At 37.4% G+C, this 18,812-nt stretch carries 21 protein-coding genes; 8 read left to right on the top strand and 13 right to left on the bottom strand.

Features of this window, described 5'->3' with window-relative positions:
• Window positions 1-330 precede the first annotated feature (330 nt).
• Together KS419_RS25160 and KS419_RS07085 are read left to right on the top strand one after the other, a co-directional pair.
• Window positions 331-456, top strand: a complete 126-nt coding sequence (locus tag KS419_RS25160) for a hypothetical protein (protein ID WP_281419773.1) — start codon at window positions 331-333, stop codon at window positions 454-456.
• 71 nt (window positions 457-527) lie between these two features.
• On the top strand, window positions 528-830 hold the full coding sequence (locus tag KS419_RS07085; RefSeq protein ID WP_246593697.1) for a metal-sulfur cluster assembly factor: 303 nt from the start codon (window positions 528-530) through the stop codon (window positions 828-830).
• Window positions 831-1,082: 252 nt separating this feature from the next.
• Here the strand turns inward: KS419_RS07085 and moaD are convergent, their stop codons facing one another.
• The 6 genes from moaD to ctaG form a co-directional block, all read right to left on the bottom strand.
• Window positions 1,083-1,319, bottom strand: coding sequence for a molybdopterin converting factor subunit 1 (gene moaD, locus KS419_RS07080; protein WP_217065405.1), 237 nt, complete (start codon window positions 1,317-1,319; stop codon window positions 1,083-1,085).
• Complete coding sequence (locus tag KS419_RS07075) at window positions 1,316-1,789, bottom strand: molybdenum cofactor biosynthesis protein MoaE (RefSeq protein ID WP_217065404.1); 474 nt, start codon at window positions 1,787-1,789, stop codon at window positions 1,316-1,318. The genes moaD and KS419_RS07075 overlap by 4 nt, the downstream gene beginning before the upstream one ends.
• Entirely contained in the window at window positions 1,790-2,323 is a 534-nt protein-coding gene (gene mobB / locus KS419_RS07070) for a molybdopterin-guanine dinucleotide biosynthesis protein B (protein WP_217065402.1), read from the bottom strand. It abuts the gene before it with no gap.
• Window positions 2,320-3,618, bottom strand: a complete 1,299-nt coding sequence (locus KS419_RS07065; protein WP_217065398.1) for a molybdopterin molybdotransferase MoeA — start codon at window positions 3,616-3,618, stop codon at window positions 2,320-2,322. Before KS419_RS07065 ends, mobB begins: the two co-directional genes overlap by 4 nt.
• Window positions 3,619-3,793: 175 nt before the next feature.
• On the bottom strand, window positions 3,794-4,417 hold the full coding sequence (locus tag KS419_RS07060) for an SCO family protein (RefSeq protein ID WP_217065397.1): 624 nt from the start codon (window positions 4,415-4,417) through the stop codon (window positions 3,794-3,796).
• Between the two features lie 5 nt (window positions 4,418-4,422).
• Window positions 4,423-5,367 (bottom strand): cytochrome c oxidase assembly factor CtaG, encoded by a 945-nt coding sequence (gene ctaG, locus KS419_RS07055; RefSeq protein ID WP_217065395.1) that lies wholly within the window; start codon window positions 5,365-5,367, stop codon window positions 4,423-4,425.
• 287 nt (window positions 5,368-5,654) lie between these two features.
• On the opposite strand from ctaG, the gene KS419_RS07050 reads away from it, so the two are divergent.
• The 3 genes from KS419_RS07050 to KS419_RS07040 all read left to right on the top strand — a co-directional run bounded on the left by KS419_RS07050 (window position 5,655) and on the right by KS419_RS07040 (window position 7,597).
• Window positions 5,655-6,464, top strand: a complete 810-nt coding sequence (locus KS419_RS07050) for a Cof-type HAD-IIB family hydrolase (RefSeq protein WP_217065393.1) — start codon at window positions 5,655-5,657, stop codon at window positions 6,462-6,464.
• Between the two features lie 117 nt (window positions 6,465-6,581).
• Window positions 6,582-6,815, top strand: a complete 234-nt coding sequence (locus tag KS419_RS07045; RefSeq protein WP_217065391.1) for a DUF3813 domain-containing protein — start codon at window positions 6,582-6,584, stop codon at window positions 6,813-6,815.
• A gap of 314 nt (window positions 6,816-7,129) precedes the next feature.
• A complete protein-coding gene (locus KS419_RS07040) occupies window positions 7,130-7,597 on the top strand; it encodes a GNAT family N-acetyltransferase (protein ID WP_217065390.1) in 468 nt (155 codons plus the stop codon).
• A 69-nt stretch (window positions 7,598-7,666) separates the two neighbouring features.
• Here the strand turns inward: KS419_RS07040 and KS419_RS07035 are convergent, their stop codons facing one another.
• The 6 genes from KS419_RS07035 to KS419_RS07010 form a co-directional block, all read right to left on the bottom strand.
• Window positions 7,667-7,972, bottom strand: a complete 306-nt coding sequence (locus tag KS419_RS07035) for an AzlD domain-containing protein (protein WP_217065388.1) — start codon at window positions 7,970-7,972, stop codon at window positions 7,667-7,669.
• A complete protein-coding gene (locus tag KS419_RS07030) occupies window positions 7,969-8,721 on the bottom strand; it encodes an AzlC family ABC transporter permease (RefSeq protein ID WP_246593696.1) in 753 nt (250 codons plus the stop codon). Before KS419_RS07030 ends, KS419_RS07035 begins: the two co-directional genes overlap by 4 nt.
• Before the next feature lie 110 nt (window positions 8,722-8,831).
• Window positions 8,832-9,380 (bottom strand): hemerythrin domain-containing protein, encoded by a 549-nt coding sequence (locus KS419_RS07025; protein ID WP_217065386.1) that lies wholly within the window; start codon window positions 9,378-9,380, stop codon window positions 8,832-8,834.
• A 591-nt stretch (window positions 9,381-9,971) separates the two neighbouring features.
• Window positions 9,972-10,241 carry a NifU N-terminal domain-containing protein gene (locus KS419_RS07020; protein ID WP_217065384.1) on the bottom strand — a complete coding sequence of 90 codons (270 nt, stop codon included), beginning with the start codon at window positions 10,239-10,241 and terminating at the stop codon, window positions 9,972-9,974.
• A 32-nt stretch (window positions 10,242-10,273) separates the two neighbouring features.
• Entirely contained in the window at window positions 10,274-10,453 is a 180-nt protein-coding gene (locus tag KS419_RS07015; protein WP_217065382.1) for a hypothetical protein, read from the bottom strand.
• A gap of 115 nt (window positions 10,454-10,568) precedes the next feature.
• On the bottom strand, window positions 10,569-10,715 hold the full coding sequence (locus KS419_RS07010; protein WP_217065380.1) for a YjcZ family sporulation protein: 147 nt from the start codon (window positions 10,713-10,715) through the stop codon (window positions 10,569-10,571).
• 209 nt (window positions 10,716-10,924) lie between these two features.
• Between KS419_RS07010 and KS419_RS07005 the strand changes: the two genes are divergently transcribed.
• On the top strand, window positions 10,925-13,972 hold the full coding sequence (locus KS419_RS07005) for an efflux RND transporter permease subunit (protein WP_217065378.1): 3,048 nt from the start codon (window positions 10,925-10,927) through the stop codon (window positions 13,970-13,972).
• A gap of 132 nt (window positions 13,973-14,104) precedes the next feature.
• Here KS419_RS07005 and KS419_RS07000 read toward each other — a convergent pair whose 3' ends face one another.
• Window positions 14,105-14,716: a hypothetical protein gene (locus KS419_RS07000; RefSeq protein ID WP_217065376.1), complete on the bottom strand. Its 612-nt coding sequence runs from the start codon at window positions 14,714-14,716 to the stop codon at window positions 14,105-14,107.
• A gap of 151 nt (window positions 14,717-14,867) precedes the next feature.
• Between KS419_RS07000 and KS419_RS06995 the strand changes: the two genes are divergently transcribed.
• Both KS419_RS06995 and KS419_RS06990 read left to right on the top strand, forming a co-directional pair.
• Window positions 14,868-15,812: a hypothetical protein gene (locus tag KS419_RS06995; RefSeq protein ID WP_217065375.1), complete on the top strand. Its 945-nt coding sequence runs from the start codon at window positions 14,868-14,870 to the stop codon at window positions 15,810-15,812.
• The gene (locus KS419_RS06990) at window positions 15,799-18,693 is read left to right on the top strand and encodes a DEAD/DEAH box helicase (protein WP_217065374.1); all 2,895 of its coding nucleotides are present in this window, start codon (window positions 15,799-15,801) and stop codon (window positions 18,691-18,693) included. Before KS419_RS06995 ends, KS419_RS06990 begins: the two co-directional genes overlap by 14 nt.
• Window positions 18,694-18,812: the final 119 nt, after the last annotated feature.

Below are 18,812 nucleotides of genomic sequence, written 5' to 3'. Positions count from 1 at the left end.
ATTTTTGCGAAATTCACTCCCTTTCACCACTGGCACAAGTGCGACATCTGCTCATTCTTCGCAGTGTCTTCTTAGCCGCGGGCGGTTCGGGAGCCACCTCTGCAGGTGTCTCTTCCTCTGACAGTAACGCTTTGAGGCTGCATCCGTCGAGACAACTCGTAGCTATTCCATGAAGTAATGCTCGTTGCTTCGCACCTTGCGAAGTCTCCCCTGAACCCGCTTTTCCCGCAGGATTCTCTTGTGCGACGAGTAACCGCAGGAGCAAATATTCTCTTGTGCGACGAGTAACCGCAGGAGCAAAGAGCACAACTTCTCTGCAAATACGTCGATTTGTCTCGACGGACAGGACGTCCTAATATCGGGCATGCCACAGGACGTGGCGTTTTGCCCGATGGACGGTTACGCCTCGGAGCATTTGTTTGCAGAGGAAGAGACAGTAGTCGTAAATTTCGCTAAAAATCATACTTTTAAGAAATCAACATTAGCCTTTAACATAGCCTTTTTAAAAATTAAAGGAGGATTTTTTCATGACTAGTATAAATAAAGAAGAGCTAATGAAACAGTTGGAGATGGTAATTGATCCGGAGTTAGGAGTAGACGTGGTAAATTTAGGGTTGATTTATGATGTTACAATCGCTGAAACAGAAGTAAAGATAACCATGACATTAACAACGCCAGGATGTCCGCTACACGATACAATGATTAACGGGGTAAGGTCAGCTGTAATAGATCACCCTAACGTGACAAAATGTGATGTGGAACTAGTTTGGGAACCCGCTTGGACACCAGAAAAAATGAGTTCCAAAGTCAGAGATATGCTTGCATTTTAAGGAATTTAAAAACGAGAGGGTGTCCCAAAAGTCATTAGATATGATACTGATTTTTAGAGGGACAGCCTTTTATTTTTGTGTTATTACTAAATCTATTAATAATTAACTGAAAGATGGTGAATCGCAAGCGTCCGCCTTTAGTATTTAGAGTAACTTTATTTTAGTACGTTTAAAAAAAGGAGGTGTACCAAAAGCATAAACTTTAGTACACCATCATTTAAGATTTAATAAAGAAGCCAATTCCACTCCTACTTACCCTCCACTAACTGGCGGGATAAAAGCAACAATGTCCCCACTTTTTGCTTCCACATCATCTTGGGCATATTCTTCATTGATGGCTGGTAATGCCGATTTAATTGCAGTCAATTGGGGATACTTTTCTACTAAATATTTTCTGATATCCCCCACTTTCATAGCAGTTGAGTCGATATCAATTTCTCTTTGACCAGCTTTCTCTTCTAAGTCTGCAAATAAAAGAATTTTTATCATGTTAAGTCCTCCTTTGAAGGCTTTCCACTTGGATAAGGTGTCTTTTCCAATTGATCTCCAATCCATTCTTCCCCATCTTCCCAGTGCTCCTTTTTCCAAATAGGCACAATTTCTTTAATTCGTTCAATAGCATATCTGCTTGCTGTAAAGGCGTCTGATCTGTGTGGTGTGGAAACAGCAATTACAACTGCAATATCTGAGATCTTTAATTTTCCAATCCGATGGGTAATGGCAACATGGGCATCTGGAAAGTCACTTTGGATCTCTAAACCAATTTGTTGCAATTTTTTTTCCGCCATTGGAATATAAGCATCGTACTTTAAATATAGTGTTTTTTTTCCTTTTGTCATTTCACGAACAGTTCCAATAAATGTATTAATTGCACCTGCATTCCGGTCAATCACTTTATTAACCACTTCTTGAATAATGATTTCTTTCTCAGTTATTTCAAACAGTTTTTTATAACCCATTTATTGCACTCCCCTATTTATCCGATCCATTAGCCAGCGTATGTATTCAATTTCCTCTCGAAGATGAAAAACTGGAACAGGATTATTGTTTAATGCTTCTTTATCCGCCTCTTTCCAACAAATGATTGCCTCTACATTTGTACATGTGAACAACAGGTCACGATCTTCCGCCCCGCGATAAAGGAGAAGTTTTGGATACTTCTCCTTCTTAAACCCTTCAATGAGAATAACATCTAAATGAAATAGTTGATACATGAAAAGGAGTTTCTCCAATGATAAAGGTTCGTCTGTTCTCATATGCATTTGTACTTGATCATTACTAGCAACGAGGGACCCTGCTGCACCTGCGTCTCGATGTATATTGGTGTCTTTTCCCTCATCCATCTCACTTAATGAGCTTTGATGTCCGTGATGTTTTATCATCGCAACTTTCAAGTTGGAAGCTGATATTTCTTTGATCCATTTTGATATCAGTGTTGTTTTACCACTATTGGAGTAACCAACAATTTGAAAAATAATAGGTTTCTGTTTCATCTATTTTCCGTCTTTCTTAACTTAGTTGGATCTTTAAATGGTTCTGATGTTCCTTCACGAAACAGGAGTAGCATATCGACTTCGTCCCCTTTTTTATAACCCCTTGAACCGCCTGGAAGTGCTATTAAAACATCGGAATGTGCCAAGGAAGTAACCACTTGAGATTTATCCATTCCCACTGGAGAAGAAGTAACTATCCCCCTATTAAAACCTATTTTCCCTCGAATAAACCGTGTAAAAGGGTTAGGTTTAGGGAAGTCATGCGTAAGTGTCCCCTTCACACATTCCAAGTATGGCTTCGGTGAATGGAGATAGGTTTTAATCCACGGTTTTGTGTACAACTCAAACCCTACAAAACATGCAGAAGGATTACCTGATAATCCGAAAAACATTTTTCCCTCTTTTTCCGCGACTGTTGTAACACTTCCTGGACGCATCGCAATTTTATTAAACAATACATTGGCACCTAACTTTTGATAGATTTCTGGCAAATAATCAAAATCCCCTACGGATACCCCACCAGTTGTAATAAGGGCATCAACTTGATCAAGGGCATTCTCAACAGCATGATAGCAATGATCAAAATCATCCACTAACTGACCATAATATACCGCATTAGCTCCTGCTTGCTGGACTTGCGTTTTAATCATATAGGCATTACTATTTCGAATTTTTCCTGGAACCAGTTCTTCTTCTACTTCCAAAAGTTCAGTCCCTGTTGCATAGATTCCAATCACCGGTTTTTTTACTACCGGTACTTTGTTATATCCGAAGGTGGCAAGAACTGCTACCACTCCTGCATGGATAAATGTACCGGCATCCAATAATCTCTCCCCCTTTTTCGTTTCTTCCCCTTCAAAGGATACAAAATCTCCCTTTTTAAATGAGCGCTTAATCTCAATCCACGTTTTTCCGTCCTTATCGAATTCCTTTGTCAACTCAAACATAGCAATAGCATCGCAATCCTCCGGCATGATTGTACCAGTCATGACGCGTACTGCCTGTCCAGGTTTAACAGGCTGTTTAACCATGTTACCGGCACCTACCGTCTCAATTACTTCTAAATGAACAGGACGATTTGAACTGGCATTACTTGTATCTTCACTTCGTATGGCAAAACCATCAAGAGGAGTTCGATCAAATGGAGGTATGTTGTGGTCTGCATATACAGCTTCCCCTAAATATCTTCCTCTTGCCTCTTCGATGTCTATGTATTCGATTTTTCCTTTTTTTGTATATTGCATAACTCTTTGAACTGCTTCGCTCACAGAAATTGGTACACGTTCTTCAAACATTTTTTATTCCAACCCTTCTATTGACTTTCTTTAATAACATTTTACCAGAAACACTCCCACTTCCCATAAAAGAGTCACGAGTGAGAATAACTACTTCCAGAAATACAATTTTCAAAAGATAAAAAGATAAAAGGGTCCCCTCAAATTAGCTTTAGATGGGACCCTCTTTGAATATTTAATTCGTTACGACACTTTGCAAATCTTTAATCGTGGCATCCAAGTCAAAGTCCGTATCACCACTGTACATTCGGACAATAATCCCATCACCATTCACCAAGAAAAACCTTGTTGGGTGGGCGATGTCGTTTTGTTCTTCAATCTTCATTACCCTTGCCTTCATCGTCTCTAGGGCAAAAGCTTCTATTTCTTCTTGAGTATAACCTGTTAAAAAATCCCAATTATTAAAGTCTGCACCGTATGATTCTCCGTAATTAACCAGTCGTTCCGGAGTGTCAAATTCCGGATCTACGGTAAAAGAAACAATTTGAATATCCAGGTTATTTGCCACAATCGCATCTTGAAGGTGCACCATATTCGGAGTCATTGTCATACAAACCGTTGGACATCTAGTAAAGATAGTTTTCGTAATCCACCATTGCCCCTTTAATTGTTCTGTACTCCACTCTTCCCCATCTTGATTGACAGCATAAAAATTTTCTACTTCCCAAGGTTCATCGGCCTGAGACACATCAATAACTGGAGAAGGGCGTTGTTGCTCTGGTTCCCCATACAAAAAACTGCAGCCCTGAAGTAGAAAAAAAGTTAAACCTACTGGCAATAAGAGCTTTAAATATCCCATTTCCCTCATCCCTCTTTCAAATTAACCATATCATTTGGACGAACCATTTCCATTTCATATTCTTTATATACTGTGGTTGCATTTGTTTCTTTATCACGATTCATCCATTGTTTAAATACATATCCCATAGCTACAGCATAAACAAGCTCTTGAATAACCTTCATAGACGCACCACCTAATTGCTGATCATTTAACGGTGATAGTGGTGCAATTGACTGGGAACCAGTCGTAAATATTTCATATGGAATATTTGCTCCTGCCGGTAAGCAATAACTGATGGCTAGCGCCCAAATGGCAGGATCAGTATATGTGGCATACAATGGTTCTCCAGCAAAAATAATTAAAACACAGGCAGGAGTAAATAAAGCTCCGCTTGCAAGCATATAACCAACTTTTTTTAGCTCAGACATATTGTACTTTGTAATCATTCTCGGAAGAAGATGCCACCACATTAAGAGTGCAGCTATAAGCATTCCAATTTGATAGATGTTATGCCAACCTTCGTTAGTGAGCAACATGTCAAAGGTATTAGGTAAATGATAAAATGAAATCATTGCATTAAATAACACAAGCCCGACAATGGGGAATCCAACGATCAAAAAGATACCCCTAAGTATCTTAAATTGTTTAAAATAAATAAAGAACCAGGAAGGAATCCCTATTAATAGAAGTGGTGGTGCAATTAAGTATACGATTGCCATCGATAGCATATGCATACTTAACATCAAATGTCCCAGTACATAAAGGGGACCACCGAAACCAAAATAAACGGCAAGTAAGCCTAAATGAAAATAGATCTTCCTTCGCATCGGAACAGGTTTAGCGTCGGGAAATTTATGTCTTAGTGGGCCGATCACCCAAAAATAAAGCATGCTGATAAGAGTCAATACTATGAATAACTCAGGTGTCCAAATAGTTCGTGCAGAGAACGAGGAAAAAAATAGTTCCAACGTCTCCACCTCCTTCACTTTATAGATGCATAGGAAAAAAACACTACTATTATCTTTTTAATGGTTAGGATACCTTATACATATAAGATAGCCAATAATTCAATAAGCTTATTTTAACATGTTCCTTGTTTAGTATAGTATATTTATAACATGTTTTCATTGCAAAACACATGTATTTGCTTGGAAGGTTTAGCAAGGGATGGAAAATGACTTATTAGGAGTGAGTGTCCCAATACTTCCATAACGAACCCATTCTAAAATATATTTAATTAAGGGAGGACTAATAAATGCAACAACACCTAATCGCAGTAGACTTAGACGGAACTTTGTTAACTGATGATAAAGAAATATCGTTACGGAATCGGAATGTCCTTGGAAAATTACGTGAACTGGGACATCAAGTTGTCATCGCAACCGGAAGACCTTATCGAGCAAGTAAAGTCTATTATCAAGAACTTATGCTCAATACCCCAATTGTGAATTTTAACGGGGCGCTTATCCATCATCCTATAAATCCAACATCGTTTCAATCAAAACACACTCCGCTTGATAAATCGTTAGCAAAAACCATTATTGAAACATGCGAAGCGTTCCATGTTCAAAATATTATGGTTGAAGTGATGGATGAATACTATTTACGTTATCGAAACAAAGGATTTTCAAACGCATTCACTTTGGGACAATCTCCAATAGAGTATGGAAACCTCCTTGAAATTCTTCGTGAAGATCCCACTTCCCTTCTCATTCACCCTGAGGATTCTAACCATAAAGAATTGAAAGATCTCCTGTCAGATGCCCACGCAGAAGTGATTGAGCAAAGATCTTGGGGAGCACCATGGAATGTGATTGAAATCGTTAAAGCGGGTTTAAATAAAGCGGTTGGTTTAAAACAAATTTCCCAGTACTATCAAATTCCAAGAGAACGTATCATCGCATTTGGTGACGAAGATAACGATTTGGAAATGATCGAATATGCAGGGGTTGGAGTAGCAATGGAAAATGCCATTTCTGAGTTGAAGTCTATTGCTGATGAAAAAACGGTAACCAACGAAGAAGACGGAGTTGCTCAATTTTTGGAGGAGAGATTTAATCTGTAATCTACATGAGAGAAGATTCTGGAACTTTTACATAATGTTAGTTAAAATATTTCTCTCATGAATTCCTCACTGTTAGTACATTCTAATAGTGAGTGTTTTTTAGGAGGAGGATTACTAATGGCTAACCAATATTTTCAGCAAGCCAGAGAGGCCGTAGAAGCGGCTAACCAGGCTGTTCAGAATACCACTACTCCACTTGAACAGGCAGAAACCGTCGATAAAATTAAGAGAGCAAAACAGGCTATATCTCAGGCATATGCCGACTCTTCTATAGCAGAACGGGAGCAATTAATGGAGTTACAGCGATCATTTTATGAATTTACAGACGAATTCATGAATGAATCATTTTAAGTGATTTCAGAAGATTGCCTCTCCTTAGATTATACTGAGGTCGCTGAAAAAGAATAAAATAACTTTTTCAGTTCATTTTTTTATGGAAATGGCTGCGCTCGTCGCTCGCCTGATAGGAGAAAATCGCTCCTATCAGGCTTTTTAAAGATTGCTACAGCTACGCTTATTGCTTCGAGGAACTGTTAAAGTGGAAAAGCACCACTTTTTCAGTTCCCTCAGTTATACTTAAAGAGGACCTCTTCTTATTTATTGAATTTATTAGAGGAAATCTCCCATTCATATGGAAGTAATAAAGGATTGGGGGATGAATCAACATGAAAATATATAAAGTACAAAAGGAAAATGCTGAACATCTACGGAAATCCATTTCCCACGTGATGATGGAGCAGATGAACGCCTTAAGCGATAATATCACCGAAGAGAATTTGTTAAAATCGATTGATCTAGCCTTAAAACAAAACTCTGGATCTGAATTTTTCATTGCAGAAAAGGAAGGGGGCGTAGTGGGGTGCGCATTCCTTAATTCTGGAATAAGCCTTGATAAAGGAGGGCCATATATTTGGCTAAATGATTTATATGTACTAAAAAAACACCGTAAACAAGGAATTGCCAAAAATATTTTACTTAATGTATTATATTGGGCAGAACAAGAGGGATACAAAGGGATTGAACTTGAAACTGGAGTAAATAATATTGCTACAAAGAAATTATATAATTCATTAGGTTTTTATGACATTGTATCAAAGAGGTATGGAAGGCAATTGAACAACTCACCTTACTAGTATATACGCATCAATGAAATGGAAAGAAAAAGGCTTGCGGACGTTTTTCTTCCACAAGCCTTATTCGTTTCACAAAAATACAGTCATTACAGCGAGCGCAGCAATTGCACCTCCAACAACAACAATTAACGGTGTTCCAATATAAGCAAGAATCACTGCAATCACTCCCCCAACTACACCAAACCAAACATTTTCATGAACTGAAATAATTCCAGGAAAGATTAAAGCACCTAGAACAGCATATGGAACCCTTGAAAGCATCCGCTTAGACCATACAGGCCAGTTTTCCGTATTTAACATGACTAATGGCAATAGTCTTGGTATATAGGTGACAACTCCCATCCCAATAATCATCCAGACAATCGGCATACTCATTTAGCCTGAACCTCCTTTTTACCTACCAACTGAAACATCTCGAACACTACCACAGCAACGATAGTAGCCAACATGATTGCCCAGCCAGTCGACATAAAGAGTTGAAATACCGTGTGGAAAGCTCCACCTAAAATGGCTAGAATAATTACTATTTTCCCATCTTTTTTGATTGACGGGATGAGGAGTGCAATAAATAGTGCGTATAGGGCAATTGCCATACTCTCCTGTAAAAAATAAGGTAAAACAGTACCTGCAAAAAATCCAACTGCAGTAAACAATACCCAACTGCTGTATGCAACAATTGCCGTGCCTATAATATACCCCGATTTCACAGGTGGACTTTTTGTAGAAGCCACTGCAAAAACTTCGTCTGTCAAACCGAAAGCGTACAGTGCCTTCACTTTTTTAGAAGATTTTTCTGCCCTTTCATGAATAGAGGCACTCATTAACAAATGCCGAAAATTTACAATGAATGTTGCAAGTACGATTTCGAGTGCTCCAGACCCTAATGCGATCATGGATAAGGCCATATATTGTGATGCCCCAGCAAAAACAACCATACTCATTAGTACGGATTCTGCAACCGTTAATCCTGTCGAACCTGCAATCAACCCAAAAGTAAGTGCAACAGGCATATATCCTACCCCAATTGGTAATCCGTCGAATATACCTTTTTTCAAGGCACTCGTTTCCCCGTTGTCATAAGTAACTTCCACCATCCTGCCCCCAATTCCGCAAAAAATCACCATTTCATTTTACTCTTTCTCATCCTATTTTTGTCAAGAGATTGATCCTAAAAACAAAAATAATTCAAAAAAAATAATCTCAACAAGGTCGAAATGACCCATTGAGATTACAATTAACCTGCTTTCATTTCTTCATATGTTAACAGGAGAGACTCCTTTTCCTCGTTTGTGAGTAAACTCTCAGCAAGTGGAAAAAGAATTTCCTCTTCCTTTAAAAAATGGTCTGTCAGAGTATGGAAGACAATTGATATATGATGAGTCAGATCACGAATATCATCTTTATTCTCACAACAAATTGTTGGAAATTTTCTCAGAAATTGAGTTAAATTATCCTTCACTACAAGATGCTCTTCCTCCATAACTAATACAGGTCCCCCCTCCCCCCCTATATAGGATGAGATATTTTTGAAGAGATACTTTTCTTCCTTTTTTGAGTGATGTTCCAGGCGGAATGAAAAGAGTTCAATTTGTTTATAAAGCTTCTGCAACAGCTCCAGTTTATCTTCACGGCTTGGATCATAGGCTAAGAGGGACGCTGTATAATAAAACTCGTTCATTTCCTTTACTAATGGTGCATGTTCCTCTATTAATAATTGCAGTGCTTTACAATAGACATCTGGTTTTTGAAAACCTGAAGTTAGACACCCGAGATAGTCTGTCATTTTAGTTACTCCTTTCTATCCTGAGTTTTCTTACGTTTATCCTATCTATTTTTTATCATATATGGGGTGATATTACTCACACTTTTCAAAGTGTTCACAGGAATTTCAAAAACTTTTGATCGTTTTTTGAAGATGCATAAATATGAAACCCATAACTACAATTATCACTTAATCAAGAAAAGCGTAATAGCCTATGCTCACGAGCGTAGGGCAGTGGAGGAATGACAACTAAAAGTCCGCTCTTTGACTTCGGTTGTCACTTCCGAAGTGCCCCGCAGTGTTTAAGAAGCAACTGAAAAAGTTTAAAACCACTTTTTCAGTTCCATTTATTTATATGGCAATGGCTGCGCTCGTCGCTCGCCTGATAGGAGAAAACCACTCCTATCAAGCTTTTTAAAGATTGCGACGGCTACGCTCATTGCTTAGGGACTGTAAAAGTGGAAAAGCACCACTTTTTCAGTTCCCATGCGAGTAGGCGATGGAACTTGACAAGATATCCGAAGGTTCCAAAACTTATAAAATTTTTCAAAAAAAGAGTAATCCTATAGTCAAAAAAGCTGACTGATAAGACTACTCATTTTTTAGTTGAACTTATTTATAAACGGAATTAAATGCTCCCTCAATTTCCGGTAATAAGCTATCCCAATCCGTACCGGCTTCTTTATTGACAGTTACAAAATCTTGATAACCGAAAATATTATCTACTCCTTCGATGGACAATAATGCCTTTGCTAGTGGCTGATCCGGATTGTCCCCCTTTTTAAATGAAGCACTCCCTGTCCCTTCAAACAAAATTTCATTTGCGGTAAATTTCATTGCATTTGGGTTAGGTGTAGGTTCCGCTCTCACTTCAAACGCCATCCAAATCCCTCCTAATATCATAGTCAACGTTATCATAACATGTCCGACTTCATAAAGAAAATTCTTTGAATGTATTCGGATAATTCAGCCATTTTTTTAGGACGTCCTGTCCGTCCATCGGGCAAAGCGCCACGTCCTGTGGCATGCCCGATATTAGGACGTCCTGTCCGTCGTGGTATCTCAAGAAAATGCTCGTCGCTGGAACTAATCAACTTGCCCAAAGGTTCCAAAACATTTAATTTCGCTTTCCTATAAAATAAAACAAAAGGAATGGTAATAACCCCATTCCTGTAAAGTGATATTTTTCAATTATTTTATTAAATCAATTTAGTAACGAACAAATGCTGCACCTAAAATTGCTAACAAGATAAATAATACGAGTACTAACGCAAAACTGCTAGCAAACCCTCCTGCAACTGGGGCTGCTGGATAACAACCGTATGCTCCAGGATGCCCATAACCATATCCATACATTCTCCTTCACCTCCGTCGAATTGAGTAACTCACTCAATGACATCATATGGACCTTTTACTCACCTTGAATAGACATCCGTTTAGTTTTGAAAAAAAAAAATAAGTTTCACATTTCCAAGTCTAATTGCTATTTATATATACATTATTCATGATAAATTCATTATACAAAATAAGAATAAAACTTAGACGCCTAAAGGAGGATTCAATGGATGTTTAATTATGGATTGAAGAAGCCAAAAATTAGCCTTTTATTTTTACTCTTATTTACGATAGTCGGATTCCTAACTTTTTTCCAATTGCCTCAACGGGAAATTCCGGAAGTGAGTTTTGATATCACCACTATCACCACTCCTTATCCAGGAGCACCACCTGATGTAGTGGAAAGAACTATTACAAATCCTTTGGAAGAGGGTTTGCTGGGTATCTCTGGTGTAACTGACATCACATCTGTTTCCACATCCGGAATATCCACTATTTTCATAGAGTTAGAAAGTGCCGATGCAGAAACAGTTTCAGCAATCCGTCAAACAGTATCCAATGTCCAAGGAAGTTTTCCAGAAGAAGTATCGCTTCCAAATATATCTAGTGATGTCCAGATGGGTGCCCTTTCCTCTTACCACCTCTTGAGTGATGAACGGCATCTTTTATACGATTTATATCCTGTAATATCAAAATGGAAAACTGAAATTGAAAGAATACAAGGGGTAAAAGGCGTCATTATTAAAGGAATTCCGAATGAGGTTATTCATTTAACCATTGATTATAACGACTTATTTGAATCAGGACTTTCTTTTCAAGATGTTTTATATGCACTGGATGGAGAGATGAACACATTCCCCCTTGGAATTCAGGAAATGGAAGGAACCAATTTTCAACTTACTATTTTAAAATCAAACACTTTAACAGATTTAGAAGATCTTTATATAGGAAATACATATACAGGTGAACCCATATTTATAAAAGATGTTGGAACAGTAGAGATTACTCGTAATGCACCAACAGATCTCATTACGTACGAAAATACCCCTGCATTATCTTTTACTGTGCTACAAGAAAAAGGAACTGATATTCCTTCATTGGACAAAGAAGTACATGAAAAAATGCCAGTACTTGCGGATGAACTCCCAGGAGATATCATTTTAGAACGTTTTTATACGCAACAGACCATTATTTCACAAATCTTTGGGGATTTAACAAAAGCACTCCTGTTTTCTATTCTTGCAGTCATTATTGTAACACTGCTTGGATTAAACATATCTTCGGCTTTCATTGTTGCTATTGCGATACCAGTATCTATCTTTATGGGGATGGTACCACTTCCATTTCTAAAAGTAGATTTAAATCAGATTTCAATTATTGGAATTATCATTGCCCTAGGAATTCTTGTGGATGATGCCATTGTGGTTGGTGATAATATTCAAAGGAAATACAAGGAAGGTTATTCACCACTAGCGGGTGCAATAGCTGGAAGTAAAGAAGTGCGAGTATCAATAATTACTTCCACACTTGCTATTGTTTTTACCTTTCTTCCACTCGTATTCCTCACAGGGGTAAATGGGGATTTCATTCGAGCTATGCCTAGCATTTTAATAACAACGATTGTTGCATCCACTATCGTTTCTCTTACTTTAGTACCTATTTTTCTAATTTGGCGAAGGAAGGCTTATCTTAAATCCAAGGATCAGATTAATATAACAAGGGATGGTGTATTAGGGAAACAATTAGATCGTTTAGCAGAATGGTACAGCATAAAAATCCTATCAAAAGTAGTGCGTAAACCATGGAAAATTGGTTTAACCGGATTATTGATATGTACATTATGTTATGGATTAATTACTTTTATCCCTATCGAATTTTTCCCAAGTGCTGACCGCTCTGAGGTGACAGTAGAAGTAAAACTTCCCGTAGGAACGACACTAGAAAATACAGAATTGATCTTACAGGAAATGAGCGAAATGATCCTTTCAAAAGATAATACTGTTACAGAACATGCGATTTATGCTGGATCAGGGCTCCCACCTTTATTTAACGAGGGAATGACAAATACAGGGGAAGAAACTGGAGAAATCTTATTTCGTATTAATAAAGATCTAACTTCTGCAGCAGATTTTATAGAACGTTGGACAGATGAACTCCACGTTACTTACCCTGACGCAGTGTTAGAACTTACAACAATTGAAGCGGGTCCCCCAGTCGGCGCTCCAATCGCTATTAAAATATCTGGTCCTGACCTAGATACTATCAATGAAATTGGAGAAAAACTGGAGAGAGAGATTTATTCTTTTCCAGATACAAGACTGGTTGTTAATGACCAAGGAGTAAAACGTCCAACTTATCAATATATCCCTAATAGGGACATCATGAATAAACACGGTTTCACGTTACAGGAAATCAGTCAACAAATAAATGTCATAACAGACGGTATTCCATATGGTGTGTTGGATGACGGGAATGACCGTAGGGAAATTCAAATTAATATAGATTTGGATTCTTCCAGTCTTGAATCTGGCGACATTTTAATTCCGAGCAAAAGCGTTTCTGATGAAAATGGCATACCTGAATTCATTCCGCTTGATGAGATTGTGTCTGTAACTTCTGGAGAGATGATACCTATTATCTCCCATGAAAATGGTCAGAGGACATTAACCATTCGTGTTTATCCAATTGAAAATCAACAAGAATTAGAAGAAGATATTGCAGGTGTTATTGGGGAATTACAAACTAGGTACGATGATTACTCCATCTCTCTTGGAGGTGAAACAGAATTAAGGGATGATTTCTTTTTGGAATTGTTGACTCTGTTTATTATCGTGATATTCCTCATATATATCGTCATGGCAGTTCAATTTAACTCACTTCTCATGCCTGTATTAATTATGAGCACCGTTTACCTTGCTATTACTGGTGCAATCATAGGTTTATTTATTACACAAACAGGACTAGGATTTATGGCGATGATGGGAATCGTATCATTAGCAGGGATAGTTGTGCGAAACTCGATTGTTTTAATTGAGTTTATCGAACAGCGCAGAAAAGATGGAATAAATTTAGAAGAGGCTGTATTAGAGGCTGGGAAGGTTCGGTTAAAACCAATATTACTTACTGCTTTTACTGCCATTGCTGCTCTTCTTCCTGTTGCCTTTAGTGGAGATGTGTTGTTTGTTCCTCTGTCCATATCTATCATCTCAGGTTTATTCTTTTCAGCAGTCCTTACGTTGATTTTAGTTCCTGCCTTTTACACGGCAATAAAACAGTAGCCATGTGACTAACTAATTCGACTAAGTACTTTCTGTTTCAATTATAAAAAAAGAAAGAGGGCGTCTCCAAAAGTTATACTTTTAAGACACCCTCCAACCTACCTATCACATTTTTGCTAAGCAGCCGTTTTATCAATTAACTTTATTAGGTAAATTTAATCTGGCCCGTTCTTCGGATAAGATTCGCAATTCACCTTTAATCCGGTTGATTTCGATCTCATCCTTTTTCTCTAAGGCTTCCACCAATTCCATTAATAAATAATCAATCTCTGCTGTTATAATATACGCTTTTACTTCCGGGTCTACACCATCCATCGTATTCCGACTTTTCCGTACTGTCCGGTATGACCCCATCTCCGCTTTTTCACCTCCACCTATTTTCATCACTGAAACAATTTTTCCATTATCAAAACAACTAACGTAAATCCAACCACCCGTTTCCGTCTTAACAATGGCCCTACCCTTTGTCTCTGTTATCAATTCCTCTAATAATATGGCTAAGTCTTCCATGCATATGGATAATTCATTTAATTGGATTACCGTCAAATTCTCGTCGGGCCTTTTTATAGGTATCATTACTTGCCCTTCTTGTGATTTAATAACCAGTTCAACTGTATCCTTTTCATGTCGCCAGGAAATACGGTACTGTGCTTGGAGCAATTTATGAATAAAGGATTTCAGTGCCGGTCGAGGTAACTCCACAAACAAATCTTGGAACTCAGCCTGGAAGCAATTATCCTTCATGACCACGCTCCTTTCCCTTTTCTTATTGATATGGTATGTGTTTTTGTGAAAAAAAGAAGAAATTTTTCTCCATCGAATTTGTCTTTTTTTGATTGTTGAATTTTCTTTCCCCTAGTAAAATAGGAAGAAGACTTAAAATGGAGGCAACAAAATGCTACTTTCCCTAACTGTAAAAGAACTAAATCAGGTGTTGGAAAAGAAACTTCGTACTAGCTGGGAGTATTTCTCCAAAGCTATCTTATACAAAAAAGATGGACTTGATGAATTTGAAAGTTGGCTTTGCAATGATGGATGGAGTGAGGCTTTTACGTCAAAAGAATACAATAAAAAATATCGACCTGTTATAATCATCCAAAGTTTCCGGGAAGTTAGGTCTCTAATGATCAAACAACAATTATATTTAATACGAAAAAAACAAATAGATGCCTTGTTTCATAAGGTACTACAAGCGATTGCCCCTTCAACCATTGAACAACTGTTAAAAGAAAACTCTTCATGGAGTTCCTTACTTAAACAGGGTATAGCAGGAGTAAATAAAGAATTTTCTGTTACCTTACCTATTTCCATTATACAAGATTTCGAACCTGATTTGGACAATAATGTTTGGCTTTCTCAATGGCTTGTTAAACCACATTTTCAAAAGTATAAACTATTCATCGAAAATCTAACTGATGAGATGACAAAACAGAAGATGATAGAAACATGTATAGCCATGTTGAAGAAACAAACTCATCATCATCATTCTAAGCGGGTCTTCTTTCAAATTGTGTCCTATCATAAAAAATATGATGTTGGAATGAATCAATTGTATTTAACCATTGACCCACTCCATTTAAGTGAAGAAGAAGAGGTTTTTATTAATGATTTAATTGCGGCACAACATCCTAAAATAACTTCCCTTCTTCATCAATTTATTGAAAGGCTTGTAGAAAAAAAATCCAGAACTCATTATTTAAAAGCAATAAACTATTTAACCATGTTGGAAAAGCTTTACATCACTAAAGAACCATTTTTTCAAGAGTATTTAACTCTCCTAATGAAAAAATATTCCAGGTATACCTCATTTACGAAGGAGCTTTCTAATGTCACTAAGTGATCACTCTATTACGTTAAATGGCTTAATAGTTTCTGAACAAGATGCAGGAATTTTACTCTTTGAGGGAGAAATTTCCGATGCTTCTGATAAAATTTTTTCTTTTCCCACACTTCTCTTTAAGCAGATTCTATTCCAGGACGATGAACAGTCATTTTATGGATTTACGTATGAAATAAAAGAGATTCACATAACAAGTTCTGCAGAATCTATTATAGTTGAAGGGGTTTGGATTCCACATCCACAATTACACCTTTTGCAAAGTCTTCTTGATGAATGGGATTCACGTAATGATATCCAAATTGCCCCAACTTTAATTTCTCTTTTTTCCATTATGAAGAGTTGTTTCAATGAAACTAAAATGGAAACTATATTTCCATCGAAATATGCAATCTGGCAATGGGAGAATGAAAATTTAATCAAGGAACATATAGAATCAGGACTACCTACAATAGTAGACGAACAAAAGCTCATAATGGAGAGAGACGAGCTGGTTGAGAAAGTTTTTGATTTTTTTCAACTTTGGCTTCAATTTTTTGTTATATCAGAAGTTCCATACAAACATTGGATTCTTCCATACTTTTCAAGAATGAAACATTTCGAGAAAGGGGATCAATTAAACCGGTGGTTAACTGCCCTAACGGAACCGGGAAAATCCTACATATTATCTGAGCATCTCTATCCACCATGTTTAAAAACCTGGAACGGGAAGGTAATAGATGCTTTTCAACTAGTTTTATTATTGACTGAGCCGGAGAAAGAACGGGAACCATGGTCCATAGAGTTATACTTAAAAGAATGGGAGACTGGGTATTTAAATTCTGTTCGTGCCATCTACGATGGAAAACACTCCTATCGAAAAAACCCGATCCCTTTTTTAAAAATAAAATGGCCGGAAATAAAGGATCACTATCCAATTAATAAAATGACCATATTAGAACCACTAATACTCCTATCAACGGAAGAGACAACTCAATTCCTGCTTCATCATGCTGAAAATGTGGAAAACTCGGGAATCTCTATTCTCGTCCCTCAGGCTATAAAAAATAACCAATCAATCCCTTCCATCCATGGAAATATTGCATTAAATACTACCCCTTTTTCCAACAGTCAAGGTGGAAAAAGGAAAATTAACTGGACTTTTTTAGTGGATGACATTCCAGTAGAAGAAAATATGTTCAAACAATGGGTAGAAGACAAAAGGCAGCTGATTTTTCTAAAGGATCATTGGGTAATGTGGAATCTTTCCCTTGCAGAAAAGCTTTTGACACATTATCAAAGTCAAAAAGATGGAGAAGAATTTTTCAATTCCTTAAGAAAAGCCATAACAAAGGATGAGAAAGCGTCCCACAAAAATAGTGAAACTATTCTGGATCAAGGGGAAATCAGTTGGACCCTGCATCCTAGTTGGAGAGAAGATACTATAAGTGAACACATGACTCTTGATGAAAAGTGGGTGAATAAACTTCGATCCTATCAAAAAGAAGGTGTGGAGTGGTTATTAAAAATGCGATCCTATTCATTAGGTGCATGCTTGGGGGACGATATGGGACTTGGTAAAACCATTCAAACCATTGCTTACATGGACACGGTTAAACATCAAGAAACAGTGTCATCGCCATTTTTAATCATATGCCCAACAAGTGTTGTCATGAATTGGATACAGGAAATTGTCGGATTTGCACCTTCCATGCATTATTCCATCCACGAAGGAAAGATGGAAGAAAGACGAAGATTACTCCCGGGAAAACTAGCCAATGCTGATATTATTGTAACATCCTATCCATTAGCAGTTAGAGATATGGACTTATTTAGAAACCATGAATGGTCTGGATTAATCCTTGATGAAGCCCAAAAGTTAAAGAACGTCTCTTCAAAACAACGTAAAGCTATTAAACAGTTTCGCTCATGCCATACCATCGCCTTAACAGGAACTCCTGTGGAAAATGAACCAAAAGAACTTTGGAGTATCATGGATTTACTAAATCCTGGTTATTTAAAAGACGAATCTTGGTTTCAATCACGTTTCGTGACCAACAAAGGGGATAAACTGGAGAAAGGGAGAATGAGTGAACTTCAAACCCTTATTAGACCATTTATTTTAAGGCGGACCAAAAAACAATATCAAAAGGAACTCACTCTTCCACTGAAGGAAGAAAAGCAACATACCGTAACCTTAAGCGAAGAACAGCTTATATTGTATGAAGCAGTCGTTGAACAATTTTTTGATCAATTGCCAAATGCAACCGATTTTGAAAGACGAGCGCATCTATTTCGAGTAATTTCGAAGCTTAAGCAAATCTGTAATCATCCTGCCCATTTTTTAAAGGAACCTTGGAGCCATCAATTAAAAGGCCGCTCAGGAAAATGGGATGATTGTTTCCTATTATTAAATGATCTAAAGAACAGGGACAAAAAGACATTACTTTTTACACAATATAAATTTATGGGAGATCTCATACAAAATTCACTACAACTTCATTGGGACCAAAATATACCTTTTTTTCACGGACAATTATCCAAAGAACAGCGTCTATTAATGATTAATAATTTCCAAAATAGCGAGGACATTCCACTTATGATTGTCTCACTTCGGGCAGGAGGATTTGGTATTAATTTAACTGCCGCTTCCCAAGTAATACATTACGATCGATGGTGGAATCCTGCTGTGGAAAACCAGGCAACTGACCGAGTTTATCGAATAGGGCAATTAAAGCCTGTTACTGTCCACACCTTTTTAACAAAAGGTACAATAGAAGAAAAGCTTGATATCTTAATAAAAGAAAAACTAGCTCTTCAAAATCAATTAATCGGACAAAGTAATTCTCCCCTTTGGAACTTCGACGATGATGAACTGGAAGAACTTCTTGAAATAAGAAAATAACACTTACCATCCATCGGCACCATAAGGAGTAGAGGAAACTGGATACCACTTCCTCTACTCCATTATTTTGAGAAAAGCCTGTTGTTCAGTAATGTACTTAATCTTGAGAGCTGTTGTAA

The sequence above is a fragment of the Evansella tamaricis genome, from assembly GCF_019042215.1.
Classification (GTDB): domain Bacteria; phylum Bacillota; class Bacilli; order Bacillales; family Salisediminibacteriaceae; genus Evansella; species Evansella tamaricis.
This window is presented reverse-complemented; position numbering and strand designations above follow the sequence as displayed.

Excerpts from the sequence above, each read along its gene's own strand:
- KS419_RS07085 (WP_246593697.1), top strand. The coding sequence starts at position 528 with ATGACTAGTATAAATAAAGAAGAGCTAATGAAACAGTTGGAGATGGTA.
- moaD (WP_217065405.1), bottom strand. The coding sequence starts at position 1,319 with ATGATAAAAATTCTTTTATTTGCAGACTTAGAAGAGAAAGCTGGTCAA.
- KS419_RS07075 (WP_217065404.1), bottom strand. The coding sequence starts at position 1,789 with ATGGGTTATAAAAAACTGTTTGAAATAACTGAGAAAGAAATCATTATT.
- mobB (WP_217065402.1), bottom strand. The coding sequence starts at position 2,323 with ATGAAACAGAAACCTATTATTTTTCAAATTGTTGGTTACTCCAATAGT.
- KS419_RS07065 (WP_217065398.1), bottom strand. The coding sequence starts at position 3,618 with ATGTTTGAAGAACGTGTACCAATTTCTGTGAGCGAAGCAGTTCAAAGA.
- KS419_RS07060 (WP_217065397.1), bottom strand. The coding sequence starts at position 4,417 with ATGGGATATTTAAAGCTCTTATTGCCAGTAGGTTTAACTTTTTTTCTA.
- KS419_RS07050 (WP_217065393.1), top strand. The coding sequence starts at position 5,655 with ATGCAACAACACCTAATCGCAGTAGACTTAGACGGAACTTTGTTAACT.
- KS419_RS07045 (WP_217065391.1), top strand. The coding sequence starts at position 6,582 with ATGGCTAACCAATATTTTCAGCAAGCCAGAGAGGCCGTAGAAGCGGCT.
- KS419_RS07040 (WP_217065390.1), top strand. The coding sequence starts at position 7,130 with ATGAAAATATATAAAGTACAAAAGGAAAATGCTGAACATCTACGGAAA.
- KS419_RS07035 (WP_217065388.1), bottom strand. The coding sequence starts at position 7,972 with ATGAGTATGCCGATTGTCTGGATGATTATTGGGATGGGAGTTGTCACC.
- KS419_RS07030 (WP_246593696.1), bottom strand. The coding sequence starts at position 8,721 with ATGGTGATTTTTTGCGGAATTGGGGGCAGGATGGTGGAAGTTACTTAT.
- KS419_RS07025 (WP_217065386.1), bottom strand. The coding sequence starts at position 9,380 with ATGACAGACTATCTCGGGTGTCTAACTTCAGGTTTTCAAAAACCAGAT.
- KS419_RS07020 (WP_217065384.1), bottom strand. The coding sequence starts at position 10,241 with ATGGCGTTTGAAGTGAGAGCGGAACCTACACCTAACCCAAATGCAATG.
- KS419_RS07010 (WP_217065380.1), bottom strand. The coding sequence starts at position 10,715 with ATGTATGGATATGGTTATGGGCATCCTGGAGCATACGGTTGTTATCCA.
- KS419_RS07005 (WP_217065378.1), top strand. The coding sequence starts at position 10,925 with ATGTTTAATTATGGATTGAAGAAGCCAAAAATTAGCCTTTTATTTTTA.
- KS419_RS07000 (WP_217065376.1), bottom strand. The coding sequence starts at position 14,716 with ATGAAGGATAATTGCTTCCAGGCTGAGTTCCAAGATTTGTTTGTGGAG.
- KS419_RS06995 (WP_217065375.1), top strand. The coding sequence starts at position 14,868 with ATGCTACTTTCCCTAACTGTAAAAGAACTAAATCAGGTGTTGGAAAAG.
- KS419_RS06990 (WP_217065374.1), top strand. The coding sequence starts at position 15,799 with ATGTCACTAAGTGATCACTCTATTACGTTAAATGGCTTAATAGTTTCT.